We start from the raw sequence: 22,763 nt of genomic DNA on the forward strand, positions 1-22,763 counted from the left end.
TTTCAATCTGCTATACAGCAGCTTTAGACCCTAACTTATGCGCTTTGCTCTTCTTTTTCTGCAACAGCTTTAACTGCAAGCGCGAAGTTGCGCACAGGAGCTTGAAGCACGCTGAGGAGCATGGAAAGAAGACCTTCGCGGGATGGCAGTTCTGCCAGCGCTTTGATTTCCTCAACACCGATAACACGGCCTTCTACAACTGCACCTTTCAGTTCCAGCGCAGTGTTTTTCTTAGCGAAATCATTCAAGATTTTAGCTGCAGACACTGCATCATCTTTGCCGAACGCGATTGCAGTAGGACCTGTCAATACTGCGTCCAGTTCAGTCAATTCTGCTGCCGCAGTTGCACGACGGAGCAGCGTGTTTTTCAGCACTTGAAACTCGATTCCGGCTTCGCGAAGCTGCTTACGCAGCTCAGTTACTTGGGCAACATTCAGACCGCGATAGTCAGCAACCACAGTCGTTACGCTCTCGCGCAATTTTGCAGCTACAACTTCAACAGCTTCTTGTTTTGCTTGAATCACTTTTGCATTTGCCAAACTGTACACCTCCTGATCAATTTATCCGCTCTGCTCGACCAACCTATCCGGTGATCGCCCAAAGCTACCTTCATGAGCATGAAAAAAGCCTCCGTAGAGTACGAAGGCTTGATAAATCCACATGGACGGGACGAGCCCGTCACATGAAACGTTCTATCATAACACCTCGGTAGGAAATTAAGCCCAGAGGCACCTACTGTCTACGGTAAGCATATTCAACTTTAATGGTCAGCCACACGGACTCACAACTTTTACAGAATAACAAAATCAATTGAACGTGTCAATTAAAATATTATTTGTAAACAGATGCGTTCACACGAGCACTTGGTCCCATAGTCGAAGAAATAGCGATGTTTTTCAGGTATACACCTTTAGCAGCCGCTGGCTTCGCACGGTTCAAGGCTTCGATCAAAGCTTTAAGATTCTCGTTCAGTTGTTCAGCACTGAAGGATGCTTTGCCGATTGGCGCATGAATTTGACCCGCTTTGTCGAGACGGTATTCGATTTTACCGGCTTTAATTTCTTGAACAGCCTTGGCAACGTCGAAAGTAACTGTGCCTGCTTTAGGGTTTGGCATTAGGCCTTTACCACCAAGCAAACGACCCAGTTTACCAACCTCACTCATCATATCAGGTGTCGCAACGCAGACGTCGAATTCGAACCAGCCTTGTTGAATTTTGTTGATCATATCTTGATCGCCAACAAAATCAGCGCCAGCAGCTTCGGCTTCTTTCACTTTGTCACCTTTTGCAAATACCAGAACACGTTGTGTTTTACCCGTACCATGCGGCAGGACAACAACACCACGAACAGCCTGGTCTTGTTTACGGGAATCTACGCCCAGACGGACTGCTGCTTCAACAGTTTCGTCAAATTTAGCAGTTGCGCCTTTTTTCACCAATTCAACGGCTTCCAAAGGCTCATAAGTCGCTTCGCTGTCAATCAACTTAGCGGCTTCCAAGTATTTCTTACCATGTTTAGCCATAATCTTTTCCTCCTTATGTGGTATTAGCGGATATTCCTCCCACACTTGCCGGACAGTCAAACTGTCGGCACACGAAGACTAATAAAAATTAGTCTACGATGGTGATACCCATGCTGCGAGCAGTACCTTCAACCATACGCATTGCCGATTCTACGGAAGCTGCGTTAAGGTCAGGCATTTTTTGCTCAGCAATTTGACGAACGGTAGCGCGATTTACAGTTGCAACTTTCGTTTTGTTCGGTTCACCGGAACCTTTTTCGATTTTAGCAGCAACTTTCAACAGCACAGCAGCCGGTGGAGTTTTGGTGATGAACGTAAAAGAACGATCTTCAAACACCGAAATTTCAACCGGGATGATCAGGCCTGCTTGATCAGCAGTACGAGCATTGAACTCTTTACAGAATGCCATGATGTTGACACCTGCTTGACCCAAAGCCGGACCTACTGGAGGCGCTGGATTAGCTTTACCTGCAGGGATCTGCAGTTTTACCATTTTGATTACCTTTTTTGCCACGGATGACACCTCCTTGACTCAATAGTGGTAGACGGACCTAATGATCCTCCCACAAGAAACCTGTAAGAAAAATCTATATTTTCTCCACCTGAGTATAATCCAACTCAAGCGGGGTTTCCCGTCCAAACATGTTAACGTGAACCTTAAGCTTGCTCTTCTCAACCAAAATTTCTTCCACGGAGCCCACAAAATTCGCAAAAGGACCAACTTTAATTCGCACGGATTCCTTAACATCGAATTCGATCTTCGGTTTCGGCTCTACCATGCCCATATGCTTCAGAATCTGTTCAACTTCTTCTGGAAGCAAAGCTGTCGGTTTGGAACCCGAGCCTGTTGATCCTACAAATCCCGTAACACCTGGTGTGTTGCGCACAACGTACCAAGAGTCGTCGGTTTGAACCATTTCGACCAAGACATAACCAGGGTAAACTTTACGCATAACGGTTTTTTTCTTACCGTCCTTGGTTACCAGTTCTTCTTCCATTGGAACAAGAACGCGAAAAATCTTGTCCTCCATGCCCATGGACTCGACGCGTTTCTCCAAATTGGCTTTGACTTTGTTCTCATACCCTGAATAGGTATGAACGACGTACCATCTTTTTTCCATATCAAGCCACCTGGAACCCTTCCTAAATAATCGCTTCGATCACAGCGGAAATGCCGATATCGAGAACCCAAAAATAAATCGTGACAAACGCAATCGTCCCAATGACAATCAGCGTATAATTGGTCAGTTCTTTACGATTGGGCCAGCGAACCTTCTTGAGTTCAGCCCAGCTTTCAGAGAAAAAGGAAAACAGAGACTTGAAACTGCGTTTCACGCCGACTACACCTCCAAAAACTATCTGGTTTCCCGATGAGAAGTCTGTTCGTTACAGGACTTACAGAATTTCTTCATCTCCATGCGGTCGGGGTGATTACGCTTGTTTTTCGTCGTTGTGTAATTTCTTTGTTTGCATGTTGTACAAGCCAAAGTAATAATTACCCGCATGATGTGCACCTCCCGAAGACATCCAACACCGGAAGTCTCATAATTGATCCTAAAAAAAACCGCGAATTTAGGCCTACCTAAAACACTTTATCACACGCGGTTTTGCATGTCAACGAATGTTTGCATACATTTTGCAGTCCCGGCTGTGGTGCATTTTAACATCTGTTCATCCTTTAAAAATCATCTCTGAAAAACCTCTCCAAGATCCATGCGATATCTATTATTTATCTTTTTCAGTATAAATCATTCTTAACACATATAAACCTGCATATCCTGCCCTTAACGAATAAAAAAAGACTCAAACTCGAGCCTTTTCCCTGCCAGCCTCTACTTTCAGCTATCCCTTACTTCCAAATACTTTTCAAGTTTGCGCTTGACCCGTTGCAGCGCATTATCAATAGATTTCACGTGGCGGTCAAGGTCCTCGGCAATTTCCTGATATGAACGGCCGTCCAGATACAACATAAGTACCTTCCGTTCCAGCTCGCTCAGAATCTCGGACATCTTGTCCTCAAGGCCCACAAACTCTTCCTGATTGATAATCAGCTCTTCAGGATCACTTACCTGTGTTCCGCAAATCACGTCCAGTAACGTCCGATCAGACTCTTCATCGTAAATGGGCTTGTCCAGAGATACGTAGGAATTCAGAGGAATATGCTTTTGTCGTGTGGCCGTCTTGATTGCCGTAATGATCTGTCTTGTAATGCACAGCTCGGCAAAGCCCTTGAACGAAGCAAACTTGTCTCCCTTAAAATCACGAATAGATTTGTAGAGACCAATCATGCCCTCCTGAATAATATCCTCGCGATCAGCGCCGATCAGGAAGTAGGATCTGGCCTTGGCCCGCACGAAGTTCCGATATTTATTAATCAGAAACTCCAGTGCCTCCCCATCACCTTCATGGACTGCTCCGACAATGTCTTCATCATTTTTGTAATCAAACTTTGACAACATGATATCCTTGAGGTCCACACTCACTAACAATCCCTCCGGCTGCAACGCAAGGTACCCGTTACTCTCTCAAATATACGACAAGTATACGCGATGTAACCTGATACCGTCAACCACAACAGCCTAAAAAAGAAGAGAGCTAACAAAATTGTCAATGGTTTCAAAATGGGGAAGTATCCAATTAATGGATTTTCTTTCTCCAGACTATTCTCTTCTCCAGCGCTCAAACAACTTTCGAAGTTCCGGACTCAGCTTGGCATCCAGCGAATTGCGGGACAACTTAGCCCTATCCTGCTCTATCCGCTTTTTCACTTCCCTTTCAGATTCCTCAATCTCGATCAGAAGTTCACGCGCTGACACCCTGAGCGCTCCTTGCCCAAAAGCAACATGTTGCTCCACCTGATCACTTGTCGCTACATAAATGCTTCTTCTCCGGCTGCCTAGCTCCCGAACCAATCGCTCAATGCACTCGTCAGCGGTCTCTTTTTCTTTTGTAAAATAAATCTGGACTTTACTCTGGGCATACGTTTTACCCAATCCTGGCACCCGGTAAGCATCAAAAACGACAATGACCCTTCTGCCGGAATACGCCTGATGATCCGCGAGTCGTTCAAGCAGTCTGTCCCTCGCTTCCTGCATCCCAGATTGTACCAGTGCGGAAAGTTCGGGCCAGGCTCCAATCATGTTGTAACCGTCCACAAGCAGAACATCCCGCGTGTCAGCCATATCATTAGCCCCGTGCCTGTCGTCCGCGCAACACTTCGTACATCACGACACCTGCGGCTACAGAAGCATTCAGGGAATTGATTTGCCCAGCCATCGGCAGCTTAACGAGTACGTCACATTTCTCGCGGATCAAACGCCCCATCCCTTTATTTTCATTACCAATGACGATAGCTACTGGCCCTGTGAATACACCATTTCCAAAAACCGGGTCCGTAGCTGTCACATCTGTGCCAACTACCCATACGCCTTCCTCTTTGAGACGGTCGATGGTTTGCCCCAAATTGTTCACACGCGCCACCGGAACATATTCAACCGCCCCCGCTGATGTTTTAGACACCGTTACAGTTACTGCCGCCGAACGTCTTTTCGGCACGATTACGCCATGTGCCCCTGTGCAGTCCGCTATCCGAAGGATAGACCCTAGATTATGCGGATCTTCAATCTCATCCAATAGGATCAAAAACGGCTCTTCTCCCTTACTACGGGCAGTTGCGAGCAGTTCTTCCACTTCAACGTAGGCAAAAGGTGCAGCCTGTGCAACCACTCCCTGATGCTGTATTCCCGGAACCATTTGGTCAAGCTTACGCTTGTCCACCTGTAAAACAATGATCCCCGCTTTTTTAGCTTCAGCTGTAATGGGCAATGTCAGGTGCTTTTGTGCATTATCCGCAATCCATATTTTATTTATCGTTCTGCCTGAGCGAAGCGCCTCCGTTACCGAATGCTTACCGGCAATCCATTCTTCTTCCATATCTATTTCCTCCCAGGAAACGGCGGATGCTTAGCGCATTTGGTCCGCTCGTTCCCAATTAAGATTTTTCTGTATTTTCCATTTGTGCAATACCATAAGTTATCAATTCTCTCAATCTATTCAACCGTCCATCGCTATAGAGAAAGCCGATCAATGCCTCCAGCGCAGTCGCGTGACGGTACTCAAGTACATCAGCGTTTTTGGGAAGGCTTCCTGACTTGGCATTTCTGCCTTGTCGGACAATATCACGTTCTTCCTCCGTCAGCACCGTCTCCAGAAGCACGAGCATACGGCTCTGCGCCTTGGCAGAGACCAGCCCTGTGGCTCGCCGATGTAAATGGTTCGGGCGCAGATTGGGCTGCGCCAGCAAATATTGCCGCACTGCGACCTCATACACGGCATCGCCAATGTAAGCCAGTGCAATCGGCGGCATCAGGCGGGCTGGCTTAGACGCAGGATACGGGAACCAGTTTCCCGCATCCTCCGCCCCCCCCATGTTCAATGGCTTATCACTCATTTTCGCCGCCACCGCATACCTTGTGCCGTATCCTCAAGCACAATGCCTTTAGCAGCTAGCAGATCGCGAATTTCGTCGGCTCTACCCCAGTTTTTGGTTTTACGAGCTTCGACACGTTCCGCAATCAAATGTTCAATTTCATCATCCAACAATTCTTCCCTCGGTTCCGCATAAATACGAAGTACGTTGTTCATCGCATGAAAAGTATGCAATACAGTCTTCAATTCCGCCTGATTTACGACATCGCGCTGCAACAGATGATTCGCTTCGCTAACCCAGTCAAACACAGCAGTAATCGCGTCAGGTGTATTGAAATCATCATCCATTTTTTCGCCAAACTGCTGCAAAATTCCGTCAAGCTTGGCTTGCAGCTCCACCGCCACTTCCCCGTTGCTTTCCAGCGCATTGGCTAAACGATGATTCACGTTGGTAACTGCATTGGCAATCCGTTCGACGCTGTTCTCCGCCTGACTCATCGTCTCATGATTGTAGTTCAACGGATTTCGGTAATGCGTCGACAGCATAAAATAACGTAAAGCCTCGGGTTTGTGACGAGCACGCAGATCTTTAACCAAAATACCATTACCGAGTGATTTCGACATTTTTTCATTGTCAATGCGAATATATCCGTTATGCATCCAGTAACGGGCCAATGGCTTACCCGTAATCACCTCGGATTGTGCACATTCGCATTCGTGATGCGGGAATTGCAAATCCTGTCCGCCCCCGTGAATATCCAGCGTATCCCCCAGATAGTGGCGGGCCATGGCAGAGCATTCGATGTGCCAGCCCGGGCGTCCGTTGCCCCAAGGACTTGACCAATAAATTTCTCCTGGCTTGGCAGCCTTCCAGAGTACAAAATCCTCGGCATTTTCCTTACGTTCATCCACATTAATGCGAATCCCGAATTGAAGCTCCTCCAGATTCTGACCCGACAGCTGACCGTAGCATGTGAATTTTTTCGTCCGATAGAACACATCGCCATCATTCTCGTAGGCATAACCTTTATCTACCAGTTCCTTAATAAAATCAATAATCAGATCCATGCTCTCGGTTACACGCGGATTCATGCTGGCGGCAGGAACATTCAATCCTGTCAGATCCTCATGGTAGGCTGCAATAAATTTCTCAGCAACTGCCGAAACATCCATATCAAGTTCCCGAGCTTTGCGGATCAGCTTATCATCAACATCCGTAAAATTCACCACATAGTTCACATCATAACCCAAATACTCCAGGTAGCTGCGCACCACGTCAAACACAATTACAGGTCGTGCATTACCAATATGAATGTAATCATAGACGGTAGGTCCGCATACATACATTTTAACCTTTCCAGACTCCAGTGGCACAAAAGGCTCTCGGCTCCTCGTCATTGTATTATAAATTTGAAGCGGCATCGTTATGTTCCTCCCTCATGAAGATTATCCTTGTAATTTATTCTCTTGAGTCACCTGATGTTTCTGAGTAGATCGCTCATCCTTCAAATCAGACAATTCTGCGCGTAATCGTTCTATTTCCAATTGAAGCTCCCGCAAAGAATCCACAACCGGATCAGGTAGCTGGTGACTAAATCGGTCTGGACGTCTGCCGTCCTGTCTGACCACTCGACCCGGGATCCCCACCACCGTACTGTTTGGGGGAACCTCTTTAAGCACAACCGAGTTGGAACCAATGTTGGACTGCGCCCCAATTGTAAAAGAGCCCAATATCTTGGCGCCGGAGCCTATAACAACATTATTCCCAATGGTAGGATGGCGCTTCCCCTTCTCTTTCCCTGTCCCTCCAAGAGTGACCCCCTGGTATAATACGACATCATCACCAATCTCGCAGGTTTCCCCAATGACAACTCCCATGCCATGGTCAATGAACAGCCGATCCCCAATACGTGCGCCGGGATGGATTTCAATCCCTGTCATAAACCGCGATACCTGAGATATAACACGGGCAATAGTACACCAGTTTCGCAGATAAAACCAATGTGCGACTCGGTGTGCCCAAAGGGCATGAACGCCGGAATACGTAAAAATAACCTCCAGCTTGCTCCGGGCGGCCGGGTCATTATCCAAAACAGTCTGAATGTCGGATTTGATATGTCTGAACATGTCGCCCTCCTATTCCCCCATTTCCTTGCTATATCTTCACATAACTCCATGTTTCGCCAATTTTCGCATTCGTCAACACACTTCGACATTTTCACCTATAACGAGCTTGAGTCTGATAAAAATGAAAAAGCGCCTCCGCAGCCTAAGCTGCAGAGACGCATGAACGTGGTCCCACTCTGCTTCGAGCATACCTGCTGCATATAAGCAGCGAAGCCCGTCTTTGGCGTCCGGTAACGAGAACGATTCGGCACACCCTTGCTATATCAGCAGTCGACGCTAATTAAGGTTCGGGCGCACGGCTCCCAGGTGCATTTCCTCCGCAGGTCATCTGGACGGCTTCCAGCCCCGGGGGGTCCCCCTCGGCCATCCTCTCTGGCAAATGCCCTTATGCAGTGTACTTCTCCTGTTCTCAGCCTTTACACGTAAATATCAATCCGTATCAATGGAGTCATTATAGCGAAAAGACAACAAATTGACAAGAAATATCAGCCTTTAATTTGTGCTCTGAGACGGTCCAGCACCTTGTCACGTCCAAGCAAAAAGATCGTTTCGTTCAAATCGCGTCCATGAGTTTGGCCTGTAAGGGCCACACGAATCGGCATAAACAGCTGTTTCCCCTTAAAGCCAGTTTCCTTTTGAACTTCCTTGATCAGCTTGGCCATTTGTGGAGCCGTAAATTCCTCACTCGCTTCCACCTTGCCAGCAAAGGCTTTAAGCACCTCAGGAACCTGCTCTTCAGCCAGCACAGCCGCAGCTTCCGTATCAAGCTCCAGATGCGAACGGAAAAACAATTCAGACAAAGCCACAATGTCGGACGCAGAGTTCATTTGTTCCTGATACAAGCGAACAAGAGCCTTGGCCCAGTCCTGCTGCTCCGCAGATAATTCAGCCGGCAAAAGTCCCGCTGTCTGCAAATGAGGAATCGCCATGCTGGCAATTCGCTCAGGATCAGCCTTTTTAATATAGTGATTGTTCAGGTAAGCAAGCTTGTTCGTATCAAAAACAGCCGGGCTTTTGGACAAACGATTGGGATCGAAAACCGAAATCAATTGCTCCCGGTCATAAATTTCTTCTTCGCCTTCCGGAGACCAGCCCAGCAGTGCAATAAAATTGAATATAGCTTCTGGCAAGTAGCCCAATTTGTCGTACTGCTCCATAAACTGAATAATGGACTCGTTGCGTTTGCTAAGCTTTTTGTGATCATCGCCCACGATCAGTGTCATATGACCAAAGATGGGAGGCTCCCATCCAAGCGCTTCAAAGATCATCAATTGTCGCGGTGTATTGGAGACATGGTCCTCGCCCCGCAGCACATGCGATATTTTCATCAAGTGATCGTCCACTGCTACAGCGAAGTTATATGTCGGAATACCGTCTTTTTTGACGATAACAAAATCGCCACTTTCCTTCGAATTGAACGTGATTTGGCCTTTGACCATATCATTAAACGTATATTCACGATCTTCCGGCACGCGGAAACGGATACTTGGCACACGCCCCTCCGCTTCAAATGCCTGACACTGTTCCTCCGTCAGATCACGGTGCTTCCCGGAGTAGCGTGGTGTCTCCCCTCGTTCCGTCTGTTCTTCACGTTCGCGTTCCAGCTCTTCTTCGGTGCAGTAGCAGCGGTAAGCCAAGCCACGATCCAGCAGATCCTGCCAATACGTTTTGTATATATCCAGGCGCTCGGTCTGACGGTAAGGTCCATACTCTCCCCCGACATCCACGCTTTCATCCCAATCCATACCCAACCATTTCAGATATTTAAGCTGGCTTTCTTCCCCGCCTGCAATGTTACGTTTCACATCTGTATCTTCAATACGGATAATAAACTTGCCACCTTGGTTCCGAGCATACAAATAATTAAATAATGCCGTTCTGGCATTTCCAATATGCAGATGCCCTGTTGGGCTTGGGGCATAACGTACACGAACTTCCGTGCTCATAAAATCTCCTCCAAATCTTAGTTCTCAAGATGATAGCATACCCTTAACAAGACAGACAACCGATTGAGCAGCAATCCCTTCACCTCGCCCGGCAAAGCCGAGCTGCTCTGTCGTAGTCGCCTTGACGTTTACCTGGGATAGCTCCTCCGCTTCCAGCACACGAGCGATAACTTCATTCATCTGCGGGATGTAAGATGCCATTTTGGGCTTTTGTGCAATAATCGTAGAATCAATATTCCCCAAGCGATATCCCCGCTCTTTGGCCAAACTCCATACATGCTCCAGCAGCTTGAGACTGTCGGCATCCTTGAATTCCGGATCATTATCCGGAAAGTGCTTCCCGATGTCCCCTAGACCGAGCGCGCCCAGAATGGCGTCGCTAACCGCATGCAACAGCACGTCAGCATCGGAATGACCCAGCAATCCCTTTTCATAAGGAATATTCACGCCTCCGATAATGCACGGCCTTCCTTCCACCAACTGGTGAACGTCAAACCCTTGTCCCACTCTGATCATCTGATATCCTCTCCCTCTGTCTTTACCCATAACTCCGCCATATCCAAGTCCTCAGGCGTGGTAATTTTGATATTTTTGTAGCTGCCCTGAACGACAGTAACTGGAATTCCTAATCGCTCGACCAGCATCGAATCATCTGTCCCCAAAAATCCTGCCTGCTCCGCTTCCTCGTAGGCCCGCAGAAGATCGGAAAGACGAAAAGTCTGTGGCGTTTGAATGCTCCACAGACTTCGGCGATCCGGCGTTGCCGTAATGATACCATCCCCGTTCACTTGCTTGACTGTATCCTTTACAGGCACCGCCGCTACAGAAGCACCGGTACGCATAGCTGTCTCCAGACATGAACGTACAAGCTCAGGCAGAATGAGTGGGCGTACACCATCATGCACCATCACCCAATCTGCTTGCAGGTGGCTCAGACCGCGATATACCGAATGCTGACGTTCACTGCCTCCAGGCACTACCTGTACGTTCTTGCCGATTCGGTATTGACGAATCCATTCTTGACAGCGCTCGACATCTTCTGCCCCCGTCACCATCACCATTTCATCCACTTCGGGCATGGCTGCGAATATCTCAAGTGTATGTATGAAGATGGGCTTGTCCCGCAAAAGCAAAAATTGCTTACTTTCCGGCGTTCCCATACGGGAGCCGCGCCCAGCCGCCACAATGACGACTCCTACCCGATTGTTCATTGAAATGACTCCTGCCTTGATCGCTCTTGGACGATCCGTATGATTACACATCTACTTCATCATACAGCGTTTATTGAGCTTTTTCCAATAATTTCGGTTTGGCAAAAATCATACGGCCCGCAGAGGTCTGAAGTACACTCGTAACCAACACCTCCATCAGAGAACCGATGTAGTCACGACCGCCTTCCACAACGATCATTGTACCATCGTCCAGATAGGCCACACCTTGCCCATGCTCCTTGCCGTCTTTGATAATCTGCACCATAATTTCCTCACCGGGCAGCACTACAGGCTTCACTGCATTTGCCAAGTCATTAATATTCAGCACCGATACACCTTGAAGCTCGCATACCTTATTCAGGTTAAAATCGTTCGTTACCACCTTACCTTGTAGCACCTTTGCCAGTTTGACCAATTTGCTGTCAACCTCTGAAATCTCCTCAAAATCGCCTTCGTAAATCAATACATTTACATCCAGCTCTTTTTGAATCTTGTTCAAAATATCCAGACCACGCCGCCCGCGGTTACGCTTGAGCAAATCCGACGAATCTGCAATATGCTGAAGCTCCTCCAGCACAAATTCGGGAATAACAATCGTTCCTTCAATAAAACCCGTCTTGCAAATATCTGCAATACGTCCGTCTATAATCACGCTGGTGTCCAAAATTTTATGTTCCTCCAGCTTGCGTTCTTCCACACCCGTACCTCGACCAAAAAATCCCGAACTCCAAAATGAGGACAGCTCGTCCCGCTTTTCCAGTCCGACCATCAAGCCCACATATCCGCATACGATGGTAACAGCCGTTTGAATCAGTTGACCTGGTGCTCCCAGCCATGACAAGAGCGGATAAACTGCTAAGGAAAGGATCAAGCCCACCGCTAGTCCAATCGCACCTGCCATCATCTCGTTCATCGGAATCCGTACCAAACCTTCAATCCCTTGCTGTAACCGATTGGCCACAGCTGCTCCAGCGAGCGAGCATCCAGCCATAAACAACACAGCTCCCACAATCATCCAAACAGCCATTCCCGGCAAAGAACCATCACTTAACCAATGGGGCAACCATGATACGATGCCTCCTACCCGATGGTATAACGTATAGCCGAACCACGCTCCGCACAAACCTGTAAAAGTTAAAATAGCCTTTCTCCACATCGAGTGTCTATACCTCCTTTGTTTTCTTTTCATACACCCTGTAATTATTGGATATACATCACTTCTCTTACCAGTATGATCCAATTTTCACCCAACTAACCCTATGTATTTGATTTTTATGCATAAAAAAAGCACCTATCTCCCTGAAGTGGTCCAAGGAAATAAATGCTTAATTGTTTTCTCGCTTAATACTAATGCTGTGAATGACGATATTGATCATCCTGTTCTTCCTGAGTGGAACGTCCCCGACCGCGCCCACGTCTACGTGACAGCTTACGGATATTGAGTTTCATGCCATACAATGCATACAGCACCAACGGTACGAAAATCAGCTTCGATAATTGATCCGGAAATTTAACCGCCAGTACAACGGCAGCAATTACAACCCATGGAGCGATCCAGATCGCTTTCTTCGGAAGGCCCACCTTTTTTAAGTTCGGATATTTCATCGAGCTGACCATCAAATAAGAGACAAGCAGCATCGCAATCGACATGTATAACAGAGAAATATCGTTATGGAATAAGGACAAAGTGGCTAACACACCACCTGCTGCCGGAATCGGCAAGCCTGTAAAATAACCCGGTACACCGGGACGTACATTAAAACGAGCCAAACGTAACGCTCCGCACATCGGAAAAATAGCCGTAACCGTCCAGGCCAAAGCCGAATTAGCATCATGAAAAGCAACCATGTACATAATAACTGCGGGAGCTACACCAAAAGATATCATATCTGATAAGGAGTCCAGTTCTTTACCGAATTCGCTCTGGGCATTTAGCGCCCGGGCCACTCGTCCATCCAGTCCGTCCAACAGCATGGCGACAATAACCATAATAGCGGCAAGACTGTATTTTCCGTCTACGGCCAATAAAATGGCGATCATTCCGAGAAACAAGTTACCCAAGGTAAACATGTTCGGAATTGATTTGGTAATCATCTCTTCACCTCAATGTATGAATTGTTCCATTATAATCCTTTCACTGTATTACATTTACATTTGCCTGTCAATGAAAACTTGTTCCTGCAATCGTTTGAGTCCCTCTTTAATGGTGCGTGCACGGACTTCTCCAATGCCATCCACTTCATCCAGTTCTTCAATCGTCGCTGTCATGACTTGCGGAAAACGTCCAAAACGCTCTACCAGATTATGAATAATCACATTCGGTAGACGCGGTATTTTGTTCAACACCCGATAACCGCGCGCCACGATATATTCCTCTGATGTCGCAGCCGAAGACGGGTAACCCAGCAAACGCACAATATGATTTGCATCCAGCAGCTCATCGTCCGTGGAACGCTTGAGACCCAATATAATGCCACGGATTTTCTCATCGCTATCGTCTTTGGCATAATCCTTATACAGCAGCCAAGCCTCTTCCTCAATATTACTGACAAGCTCATCCATCTGCATGCTAATCAAACGGCCCTCATTCCCCAGCTCGTTGATAAATCGTTTAATTTCCATTTTGATGCGCAGCACCATTTCGATCCGTTGGATAACATTTACAACTTCAGGCATGGTCACCAACTCTTCAAATTCAGATGCAGTCAAATTCGTTGAGGCTTGCCCCAGCACGGATCTATACTTTTCCAGCGTCTGAATGGCCTGATTAGCTTTCGTTAAAATAACCCCGATTTCCTTGAGCGCATATCGCAGCGTTCCCTGGTACAACGTAATAATATTACGCCGCTGAGAAATCGACACGACTAACTTGCCAGTTTGCTTGGCAACCCGCTCCGCTGTCCGGTGACGAATACCCGTTTCAATCGAGGAAATGGAAGAGTCAGGAATCAGTTGCGTATTTGCGTATAAAATCCGTTTCAAATCCTCACTCAGTATGATTGCGCCGTCCATCTTGGCAAGTTCATACAAATAGTTCGGCGAAAAATCACAGTTAATCGAGAAGCCGCCGTCCACGACCTCCATTACCTCCGGGCTATAGCCAACGACCAGAAGAGCGCCCGTTTTGGCGCGCAACACGTTTTCCAGTCCGTCGCGAAAGGGAGTTCCCGGTGCCACAAGCCGCAGCAAATCATTCATTTTATCCAGTTGGCTCGCTTCTTTCATTCTCATTGCCCCCTAATCTAATGCGGCTGCCAATGCATCTGCCACCGTTCCTACTCCTACAATCTGTATCCCTTTCGGATGCGTCCAGCCCTTCAGGCTCTTTTCCGGCATAATCACCCGTTTAAAACCCAGCTTCTCTGCTTCCCGCACACGCTGCTCCGCTCTGGATACAGCACGCACCTCCCCCGTCAGCCCTACCTCGCCAAAAATCACATCATACGGCTTGGTAGGCGCATCTCGAAAACTGGAAGCAATACTCACCGCTATTGCCAGGTCCACCGCTGGTTCATCCAGTTTTACGCCTCCAGCTACATTTAGATACGCATCCTGATTTTGCAAAAACATGCCCATCCGCTTTTCCAACACGGCTATAATCAATCCCATTCGATGATGGTCAACCCCTGTACCCATTCGGCGTGGAGAAGGAAAATGCGTGGTCGCAATCAGCGCTTGCAGCTCAACCAATACAGGTCGGGTTCCTTCCATGCTGGCAACGACAGTCGAACCAGCCACCCCCAGCGGTCGTTCGGACAGAAACAGCTCCGAAGGATTCGACACCTCACGCAAGCCGCTTTCAGCCATTTCAAAAATACCAATTTCATTCGTAGAACCAAAGCGGTTCTTAACTGCACGCAATAGCCGATACGTATGATGACGCTCTCCTTCAAAATAAAGCACGCAATCGACCATATGTTCCAACAGACGCGGGCCTGCAATGGCCCCTTCCTTGGTCACATGTCCTACCAGCACCGTTGCAATACCTAGTCCCTTGGCAATCCGCATAAAACGTGAAGTACATTCCCGCACCTGTGCTACACTCCCCGGCGCACTCGTCACCTCAGGCAAATATACGGTCTGGATAGAATCAATCACCAGAAACTCCGGTTTCAGGCTGTCCACCGCTTCTTCAATCGTCTCCAAATTCGTCTCACATAATACGTATAGGTTGGGGGACAAGGCACCAAGGCGGTCTGCACGCAGCTTCGTCTGACGGACCGATTCCTCACCTGACACATACAGCACTCTCAGACCGGTTAAGGCCAGCTCATTCGATGTCTGTAGCATAAGCGTAGATTTCCCAATCCCTGGATCACCGCCCACCAGAACCAGTGAACCCGGCACCACGCCTCCCCCGAGCACGCGATTCAATTCGCCAATTCCCGTCAAAATTCGTGCTTCTTTGCCACTCTCCACCTCAATAATAGGGAGTGGCTTATCTTTTGTGCTATGAGTAAGAAGGGAAGAACCCATTCCTTGAGTTTTTACAACGCTTTCCGTTTCCTCCACCATGGAATTCCATGCCTGGCATCCGGGACATTTTCCATACCATTTGGGCGATTCATAACCGCACTCTGTACAGGAAAATTTAGTTTTCACTTTAGCCATACTTTGTTCCTTGGCTCCTTATTTGACAACGATCAATGTCGGATTTATCTTCATACAGCCGGAAAGAGCTGTAACAATAAAAGTTTACCATTGAAGCTTGGCGGACGTAAAGCGATATCACAAACTTTTCCAAAGCTCTTATCCGACCGCTCCACAGAGCTTTATACACAAAAAGGGTGCCCTCGCCACAGCTTTTCAGCCTGCGAGACACCCTTTCGTACTTCTTTTATTGTGCTAACCTATCGTACCTCTATCCTTTTGGGCAAAAGCCGATTGATTATCGTTAACTTTTATAGCCTGTTCAGGACTTCGCGGATACGTTATCCTTTTTTGTAACGGTCAACGCACCGTTCTCTTCATCAATAAAGAGAGAATCACCTTTAGTGATATTACCCGACAGCAACTCCTCAGACAGACGGTCCTCGATATGCTTCTGGATTGCACGACGTAATGGACGCGCACCATACGCCGGATCAAAGCCTTCCTTCGCAAGGAATGCCTTAGCCTTGTCTGTCAACTCAAAGTCCACCTCGTACTCATTCAGACGCTTACGCAGCTCTTCGGACATGAGGGACACGATTTCGGCGATGTGTTTTTCTTCGAGAGAATGGAAAACGATAATTTCATCAATCCGGTTCAAGAACTCGGGACGGAAGCTTTTCTTCAGTTCATCCATCACTTTGCCCTTCATGTTATCATAATCCGCTCCAGCGTCCACAACAGCTGTAAAGCCGAGCGTGGAGTTGCGTTTGATCGCCTGTGCACCCACATTGGATGTCAGGATGATGAGTGTGTTGCGGAAATCGACAACACGGCCTTTGGAATCCGTCAGACGTCCATCTTCCAGCACTTGCAGAAGAATGTTGAATACTTCTGGATGTGCTTTTTCAATCTCATCCAGCAGTACGACGGAGTAAGGTTTACGACGTACCTTCTCAGTCAATTGGCCGCCTTCTTCATATCCAACATATCCTGGAGGCGCTCCAACCAGGCGGGACGTGGAATGCTTCTCCATGTATTCGGACATATCGATTCGGATAACCGCATTTTCATCTCCGAACATGGATTCAGCCAACGCGCGTGCCAGCTCAGTTTTACCAACCCCGGTTGGACCGAGGAAAATAAAGGAGCCGATTGGACGTTTCGGATCTTTCAGTCCGGCACGTGCCCGGCGAATAGCCCGGCTAACTGCCTTAACTGCTTCATCCTGCCCAATTACCCGCTCATGCAGCAATTCTTCCATGTTCAACAGGCGATGCGTTTCTTCCTCTTTCAGCTTGCTAACTGGAACACCTGTCCAAATCGCAACGACCTGAGCAATATCCTCCGGTGTTACTTCGGAATCTGTACGTCCCTGTTGCTCTTTCCATTGGTTTTTCGTAACATCCAGCTCTTCACGAATTTTCTGCTCTGTATCACGCAATGCAGCCGCCTTTTCGAACTCTTGGCTTTGTACAGCCGAATCCTTTTCCTTACGAATATCTTCCAGACGGTTTTCCAGCTGTTTCAAGTTTGGCGGTACCGTATAGGAATTCAGCCTTACCTTGGAACCTGCTTCATCAATAAGGTCAATTGCTTTATCCGGCAGGAAGCGGTCGGTGATATAACGATCTGACAATTTTACTGCCGCTTCAATGGCTTCATCCGTAATTTTCACACGGTGATGCGCTTCATAACGGTCACGCAGACCGTACAGAATTTGAATAGCTTCTTCTGGAGAAGGCTGATCTACCGTAATCGGCTGGAAGCGACGTTCCAAAGCAGCATCCTTCTCAATATATTTGCGGTATTCGTCCAGCGTTGTCGCACCGATGCATTGCAGCTCGCCACGTGCCAGAGCAGGCTTTAAAATGTTGGAAGCATCAATGGCACCTTCAGCTCCACCAGCACCAATCAGCGTATGCAGCTCATCAATGAACAATACGATGTTTCCTGCTTGACGAATCTCGTCCATAATCTTTTTCAAACGATCCTCAAATTCACCACGATATTTGGTGCCTGCTACTACAGAGCCCATATCCAGTGTCATTACACGCTTGTCGCGCAACGTTTCGGGAATCTCATTGGCAATAATTTTTTGCGCCAATCCTTCGGCAATTGCTGTTTTACCTACCCCTGGCTCACCGATCAGAACTGGATTGTTCTTTGTACGGCGACTGAGCACCTGAATTACACGTTCAATTTCCTTACTACGCCCAATGACAGGGTCCAGGTTGTTCTCCTTCGCAGATGCCGTCAAATCACGTGCCAAGCTGTCCAGCGTTGGTGTGCTGACATTAGCTGGAGCACCATGATGGCTGGAAACAGCCTCGCTGCTGCCGAGCAATTGAAGCACTTGCTGACGTGCTTTATTCAGGCTGATACCCAAGTTATTCAGTACACGGGCTGCTACACCTTCGCCTTCACGGATAAGACCGAGCAAAATATGTTCCGTACCTACATAGGTATGGCCCAGCTTACGAGCTTCATCCATAGATAACTCGATGACCTTTTTGGCGCGTGGAGTATAGGCAATGTTCGTCGGTTGTTCTTGACCGCGTCCAATCAGCGTTTCCACTTCATCCTGAATTTTTTCCAGTCCCAGCCCTAAACCAATCAAGGCTTTCGCTGCAATTCCTTCACCTTCACGAATGAGGCCGAGCAAAATGTGCTCCGTGCCAATGTTGTTGTGTCCCAATCGAACAGCTTCTTCCTGAGCCAAGGCAAGCACTTTTTGTGCGCGTTCCGTAAATCTTCCAAACATCATATATCCTGCACCTCCACAGTGTGTATTTCAGATCATTCTATATATTAAAGGGTTGTGCCTAATTTTTGCCGGATCAGCTTCGCCCGGTACATATCGCGCTCACCGGTATTCATTTTATCACCAAAGCTTTTTTGCAGAAATCCGGGCTGCGTCATCACATTGAGCTCATTCATCGTTGCCGTGGATGGACGCTCCAAAATCCCCAAGTCTACGCCAAGACGTACATCGGACAACCGCTGTGCGGCTTCCTTAGATTCCAGTACCGCTGCATATGACAAAATACCGAATGAACGCATCACCCGATCTGTAATCCGCAGCATGGACTCATTCATCAGCCGTTCCCTGGCGGAACGTTCATGCTCTATAATTTGCAGCACTACGCCATGCAGATTTTCGATAATTTCCGCCTCGGTCTGTCCCAGTGTAATTTGATTGGATACCTGAAACAGATTGCCGACTGCTTCACTGCCTTCACCATAAATACCGCGAACGGTAAGACCTACCTGTGAAACAGCAGACAAAATGCGGTTAATCTGATGAGTCATGACCAATGCGGGCAGATGCATCATCACCGAAGCTCTCATCCCTGTGCCGACATTCGTCGGACAACTGGTCAGAAAGCCTCTACGATCATCAAATGCATAATCGACATGCGCCTCAAATGCATCATCAATAACCATAGCACGTTCCCAAGCTTCTCTAACCTGACATCCCGGATATAAGCACTGGATACGCAGATGATCCTCTTCGTTTATCATAACACTAACCGATTCATCATCGCTAATCAAAACAGCACCGTTACGAGATTCGTTCGCCAAATTAGGGCTAATCAAATGCTTCTCAACCAGCACCTGCTTGTCGATCTCATCCAACTCGGATATTTTCAGGGTATGAAAGGTACCAAAGCGTCCTAAATCATCATACTGAAGGATATCCGTCAAGCGTTGAAGTGCTTCTTCCGACTGCTGGTTGGTAGCAAGCATGGGAAAAGGCAGATGCTGCAAGTTACGCGCAATTCTTACCCGACTGCTAATGACAATCTCCGAATCCGCAGCATCACCACGCATCCAATCACTTAGCGGCTTTTCCGTAAACCGGATATTGGGCATTACGCATCCCCTCCTACTCTTCACAAACTTTACTCTTCAGTCATTTCTTTTTCAAGCTTTCTGATTTGATCCCTAAGCTCAGCGGCTGATTCAAATTCTTCCTGTACAATATGCTGTTGCATCTCTTTTTTCAGATCATCAATTTGCCGTTTAACCTTCAATCGGCCTCCGGTGCGAACCGGAACCTTGCCCACATGGCTCGTGCTGCCATGCACACGCTTGAACAGCGGGTCCAGACGGCTGTCAAAATATTGATAGCACGACGGGCACCCAAAGCGCCCCAGCTTACTGAACTGTGCATAGGTCATGCCGCAATCCTTGCATTGCAGGTTTTGCGAACCACTATGGCCTGGCGACTGGCTCTTTGTGCTGGATTCAAAATCCAGCATCCCCGACAACAAGCTATGAATCGAAAAGCCGTTAGGTGTTCCAGGGATCATCTCCCCTTTTTCCTTCGCACACGTCTCACAAATATGAAACTCTGTCTTTTCGCCATTCACGATTTTGGTGAAATGCAAAGTTGCCGGCCGTTTATTACATTCTTGGCACAGCATAAAAGCACCTCCTTCAGCGTCAAGATTTTTGAAAATCCCTACATCTAAATCTTGAATCACACGCTATCTGGCCACCAGCAACGAAATCAGCATAGCTTTAAGCAGCCTTGCCCGCAACTGGTCACGATAGGGAAGTTTCAGCAATAATGTGTCCCTTGATAAAGCGGCCTTCATTAAACTAGCTTCCCTTTTGCTTAAAAAATGTGCTTCTTCCAGCTGATAAATCAGACCTTCTGCTGCCGATTGGCTAATTTCCTCTCCAATACTTTGATGAAGATGTGTATGAATCGCATGTTGTGCAGGCAGTTGAATTCGCTGAATGCGAATGTAACCCCCTCCACCGCGTTTGCTTTCCACCACATAGCCTTTTTCCAGCGTAAAACGGGTACTGATTACATAATTAATTTGCGACGGCACGCAGGAAAAGCGGTCAGCCAAATCATTACGCTGAATTTCCACTAAACCTTTGGGACTCTCCAGCAATATGCTCTTCAAATATTGTTCAATAATATCGGAAACATTGCGCATTTCATCATCCTCCACTAACGGAAACGCAAATATTCAGTACATTTCACGCTCCACAGAGTCCGCCGTATATTGAACTTAACCAAACGGTAAAATCACGAATCTAAGCCTGTATGGAGGCTAATCAGCTCTCTTACCTCACTTAAAAACATCCCGTTTAGTTTCTAGTGTGACCTTTAATCCTAATAAATCATACACCTTCCCTCATCCTCATGAGATTACAGTGACGTTTAACTACAGATCAGGTCTGTCTTTGCATGCTGTGTTGGTGTCAATGTATTATATACGGCTAAAGACTCAGCGTATTTACACCAATCAAAAGAAGCGCGATAGACTCCATTGACTTTGACTTTCTTTGACTATAATCACATTATAGCACAAAATATATTTTTGCCAAGGGGTCAATATCATTTTTCGCAATCTAATTATGTTTTATACAATATAAGAAAAACTCTTCCCTTTACGGAAAGAGTTCTGAAAAATATCGTTAAAATCATCCAAACCTTATAAAAGGTATTTAAGCTATATTCCCTAAAAAATGAAGACTCAAGAGCATTTAAGAGCGTTACAATTAGAAAAAATCCAGCAAAAATGTTTGTGTTACCGGTATTACTCGTTCTAATGCAGATACAGACTCGCTGCGCCCTGTAATACGATTCCACTTATAAAGATCAATAGGCCGCTGAAAGCCAAGCATCAGGGCCGTCAGCGACTGGATTCCCAGACTCAAGTCAGCTTCTATAGCGCCCTCGAAAGAACTGCTTGAATCTACTCTGTCCAAATGTCCCTGCCCTTCCGCGTTGACCGTCAATGTCCATATTCCTTCATTCCATGGAGCATAACGATCTGTCAGATGTAAGGTCAAACGTATTTCCTCTCCAATGGCCTTAAAAGGGTATTTCTCCACAAAAGCATCAGCATCTACAATACGGCCCATAAAATAAGGTACTATTTCCTGCTGAATTCTCGGATCATCCAGTAGATATGGCAGATTATCATCAGCCGGAATGTAAATGAATTTACCCTGGGTTATCATCGAATCATGATTGGCAAAATACGTCCACAACGCCCGCCGTGCCGTCTCATTAATATATACCAGTTCGTCGCAATTCAGTTGCTTATCTTCAATTTTGTAGAGTGCGTATCCCTGAGGATCGCCTGCTTCAGAGTAATACACTGCGGTCCGGTAGTTCTTATTTAATGTCCGCTCTTGCCACCATTCCTTATCTCGTACCAGCGTACCATTATAACGCGAAGCATATGCTTGATATACTTGGTTCAGCTCAGAAATATCTTTTACATCCCGTTTGACTGTACCTTCGGTTTTAAGCTTGGCAGGGAATTTATCGATCGGAATAATATACTTTTTGTATTCAATATACGTTTCCCACCCAAATTTACGATAGAAGGCAAAGGAGAAAGGATGTAGAAAAGAAAGGCTCTGTCCCGCGACCTTCATCTCCGCAAGTGTATTTGTCAAAAGACGTGAAACCAGACCGCCGCGCCGCTTTTCCGGCCAAGTTGCCACACCAGCAATGCCCCCCATGTCAAAAACCCGACCCTGTATGTATACCTGTAACGGTAGCAAAGTCAGCTTCGCATTCAAGTCATTTCCGTCGAATATCCCCCAAGTTTGTTCTGGTTTGAATTTCTTTTTGGATTTCTCCAGATCCTCCGGGGACATTGTAAACTGAAAAGCATATTGAGACAACTCAATAGCAGCTTCAAATTCCTCACGTTGTAATTGTCTGATTTCCATAACTTCGTCACCTCGCTCGTATACTTGGACTTCCACAAAAAGATCACACCTTTAGAGTGTCGCAAAGCCTTGGTTCTCTGTCAACCTTAGGAACAGATGGTTATAGTAAAAATGTATAAAAAAAGAACCACAATCTCAAGGAGATCATGGTCCTTCTTCCTTTTGCTTGGCGACGTCCTACTCTCCCAGGACCCTGCGGTCCAAGTACCATCGGCGCTGGAGG

24 protein-coding genes and 1 other annotated feature are annotated in these 22,763 nt (G+C 47.1%); all 24 genes read right to left on the bottom strand.

Annotated features, from left to right (window positions below; translation table 11 throughout):
* Positions 1–35 precede the first annotated feature (35 nt).
* The 24 genes from rplJ to C1I60_RS03130 all read right to left on the bottom strand — a co-directional run bounded on the left by rplJ (position 36) and on the right by C1I60_RS03130 (position 22,540).
* On the bottom strand, positions 36–539 hold the full coding sequence (rplJ, locus tag C1I60_RS03015; protein WP_134912299.1) for a 50S ribosomal protein L10: 504 nt from the start codon (positions 537–539) through the stop codon (positions 36–38).
* Between the two features lie 72 nt (positions 540–611).
* Positions 612–763: a sequence feature (ribosomal protein L10 leader region), on the bottom strand.
* A 68-nt stretch (positions 764–831) separates the two neighbouring features.
* On the bottom strand, positions 832–1,524 hold the full coding sequence (gene rplA, locus C1I60_RS03020; protein ID WP_014278322.1) for a 50S ribosomal protein L1: 693 nt from the start codon (positions 1,522–1,524) through the stop codon (positions 832–834).
* Positions 1,525–1,612: 88 nt separating this feature from the next.
* Positions 1,613–2,038, bottom strand: coding sequence for a 50S ribosomal protein L11 (gene rplK / locus C1I60_RS03025; protein WP_014278323.1), 426 nt, complete (start codon positions 2,036–2,038; stop codon positions 1,613–1,615).
* 73 nt (positions 2,039–2,111) lie between these two features.
* Positions 2,112–2,645: a transcription termination/antitermination protein NusG gene (nusG, locus tag C1I60_RS03030; RefSeq protein ID WP_014278324.1), complete on the bottom strand. Its 534-nt coding sequence runs from the start codon at positions 2,643–2,645 to the stop codon at positions 2,112–2,114.
* A 22-nt stretch (positions 2,646–2,667) separates the two neighbouring features.
* Positions 2,668–2,859, bottom strand: a complete 192-nt coding sequence (gene secE / locus C1I60_RS03035; protein WP_013312170.1) for a preprotein translocase subunit SecE — start codon at positions 2,857–2,859, stop codon at positions 2,668–2,670.
* 20 nt (positions 2,860–2,879) lie between these two features.
* On the bottom strand, positions 2,880–3,029 hold the full coding sequence (gene rpmG / locus C1I60_RS03040; protein ID WP_023990562.1) for a 50S ribosomal protein L33: 150 nt from the start codon (positions 3,027–3,029) through the stop codon (positions 2,880–2,882).
* A 333-nt stretch (positions 3,030–3,362) separates the two neighbouring features.
* The gene (gene sigH / locus C1I60_RS03045; RefSeq protein ID WP_014278325.1) at positions 3,363–4,007 is read right to left on the bottom strand and encodes an RNA polymerase sporulation sigma factor SigH; all 645 of its coding nucleotides are present in this window, start codon (positions 4,005–4,007) and stop codon (positions 3,363–3,365) included.
* Positions 4,008–4,184: 177 nt separating this feature from the next.
* Complete coding sequence (locus tag C1I60_RS03050) at positions 4,185–4,706, bottom strand: NYN domain-containing protein (RefSeq protein WP_137060426.1); 522 nt, start codon at positions 4,704–4,706, stop codon at positions 4,185–4,187.
* Positions 4,707–4,710: 4 nt separating this feature from the next.
* Positions 4,711–5,457: a 23S rRNA (guanosine(2251)-2'-O)-methyltransferase RlmB gene (rlmB, locus tag C1I60_RS03055; RefSeq protein WP_137060427.1), complete on the bottom strand. Its 747-nt coding sequence runs from the start codon at positions 5,455–5,457 to the stop codon at positions 4,711–4,713.
* A gap of 58 nt (positions 5,458–5,515) precedes the next feature.
* The gene (locus tag C1I60_RS03060) at positions 5,516–5,974 is read right to left on the bottom strand and encodes a Mini-ribonuclease 3 (RefSeq protein ID WP_137060428.1); all 459 of its coding nucleotides are present in this window, start codon (positions 5,972–5,974) and stop codon (positions 5,516–5,518) included.
* Complete coding sequence (gene cysS, locus C1I60_RS03065; RefSeq protein ID WP_137060429.1) at positions 5,971–7,374, bottom strand: cysteine--tRNA ligase; 1,404 nt, start codon at positions 7,372–7,374, stop codon at positions 5,971–5,973. Before cysS ends, C1I60_RS03060 begins: the two co-directional genes overlap by 4 nt.
* A gap of 24 nt (positions 7,375–7,398) precedes the next feature.
* Positions 7,399–8,079: a serine O-acetyltransferase gene (gene cysE / locus C1I60_RS03070; RefSeq protein ID WP_137060430.1), complete on the bottom strand. Its 681-nt coding sequence runs from the start codon at positions 8,077–8,079 to the stop codon at positions 7,399–7,401.
* A gap of 485 nt (positions 8,080–8,564) precedes the next feature.
* Positions 8,565–10,025, bottom strand: a complete 1,461-nt coding sequence (gene gltX / locus C1I60_RS03075; protein WP_137060431.1) for a glutamate--tRNA ligase — start codon at positions 10,023–10,025, stop codon at positions 8,565–8,567.
* A 24-nt stretch (positions 10,026–10,049) separates the two neighbouring features.
* Positions 10,050–10,541 carry a 2-C-methyl-D-erythritol 2,4-cyclodiphosphate synthase gene (ispF, locus tag C1I60_RS03080; RefSeq protein WP_137060432.1) on the bottom strand — a complete coding sequence of 164 codons (492 nt, stop codon included), beginning with the start codon at positions 10,539–10,541 and terminating at the stop codon, positions 10,050–10,052.
* Positions 10,538–11,236 carry a 2-C-methyl-D-erythritol 4-phosphate cytidylyltransferase gene (gene ispD / locus C1I60_RS03085; RefSeq protein WP_137060433.1) on the bottom strand — a complete coding sequence of 233 codons (699 nt, stop codon included), beginning with the start codon at positions 11,234–11,236 and terminating at the stop codon, positions 10,538–10,540. Before ispD ends, ispF begins: the two co-directional genes overlap by 4 nt.
* Positions 11,237–11,306: 70 nt before the next feature.
* Positions 11,307–12,392, bottom strand: coding sequence for a PIN/TRAM domain-containing protein (locus C1I60_RS03090; RefSeq protein WP_137060434.1), 1,086 nt, complete (start codon positions 12,390–12,392; stop codon positions 11,307–11,309).
* Positions 12,393–12,583: 191 nt separating this feature from the next.
* Positions 12,584–13,330 (bottom strand): CDP-diacylglycerol--serine O-phosphatidyltransferase, encoded by a 747-nt coding sequence (gene pssA, locus C1I60_RS03095; RefSeq protein ID WP_137060435.1) that lies wholly within the window; start codon positions 13,328–13,330, stop codon positions 12,584–12,586.
* 54 nt (positions 13,331–13,384) lie between these two features.
* Positions 13,385–14,461, bottom strand: a complete 1,077-nt coding sequence (gene disA, locus C1I60_RS03100; protein WP_137060436.1) for a DNA integrity scanning diadenylate cyclase DisA — start codon at positions 14,459–14,461, stop codon at positions 13,385–13,387.
* A gap of 12 nt (positions 14,462–14,473) precedes the next feature.
* A complete protein-coding gene (gene radA / locus C1I60_RS03105; RefSeq protein ID WP_137060437.1) occupies positions 14,474–15,847 on the bottom strand; it encodes a DNA repair protein RadA in 1,374 nt (457 codons plus the stop codon).
* Positions 15,848–16,148: 301 nt separating this feature from the next.
* Positions 16,149–18,593 (bottom strand): ATP-dependent protease ATP-binding subunit ClpC, encoded by a 2,445-nt coding sequence (clpC, locus tag C1I60_RS03110; RefSeq protein WP_137060438.1) that lies wholly within the window; start codon positions 18,591–18,593, stop codon positions 16,149–16,151.
* Between the two features lie 44 nt (positions 18,594–18,637).
* Positions 18,638–19,702 (bottom strand): protein-arginine kinase McsB, encoded by a 1,065-nt coding sequence (mcsB, locus tag C1I60_RS03115; protein ID WP_137060439.1) that lies wholly within the window; start codon positions 19,700–19,702, stop codon positions 18,638–18,640.
* 29 nt (positions 19,703–19,731) lie between these two features.
* Positions 19,732–20,256 carry a protein-arginine kinase activator protein McsA gene (gene mcsA, locus C1I60_RS03120; protein WP_137060440.1) on the bottom strand — a complete coding sequence of 175 codons (525 nt, stop codon included), beginning with the start codon at positions 20,254–20,256 and terminating at the stop codon, positions 19,732–19,734.
* 63 nt (positions 20,257–20,319) lie between these two features.
* A complete protein-coding gene (locus tag C1I60_RS03125) occupies positions 20,320–20,784 on the bottom strand; it encodes a CtsR family transcriptional regulator (RefSeq protein ID WP_137060441.1) in 465 nt (154 codons plus the stop codon).
* A 568-nt stretch (positions 20,785–21,352) separates the two neighbouring features.
* A complete protein-coding gene (locus C1I60_RS03130) occupies positions 21,353–22,540 on the bottom strand; it encodes a GNAT family N-acetyltransferase (RefSeq protein ID WP_137060442.1) in 1,188 nt (395 codons plus the stop codon).
* Positions 22,541–22,763: the final 223 nt, after the last annotated feature.

This window comes from Paenibacillus terrae (assembly GCF_005217525.1).
Taxonomy (GTDB): Bacteria; Bacillota; Bacilli; order Paenibacillales; family Paenibacillaceae; genus Paenibacillus; species Paenibacillus terrae_C.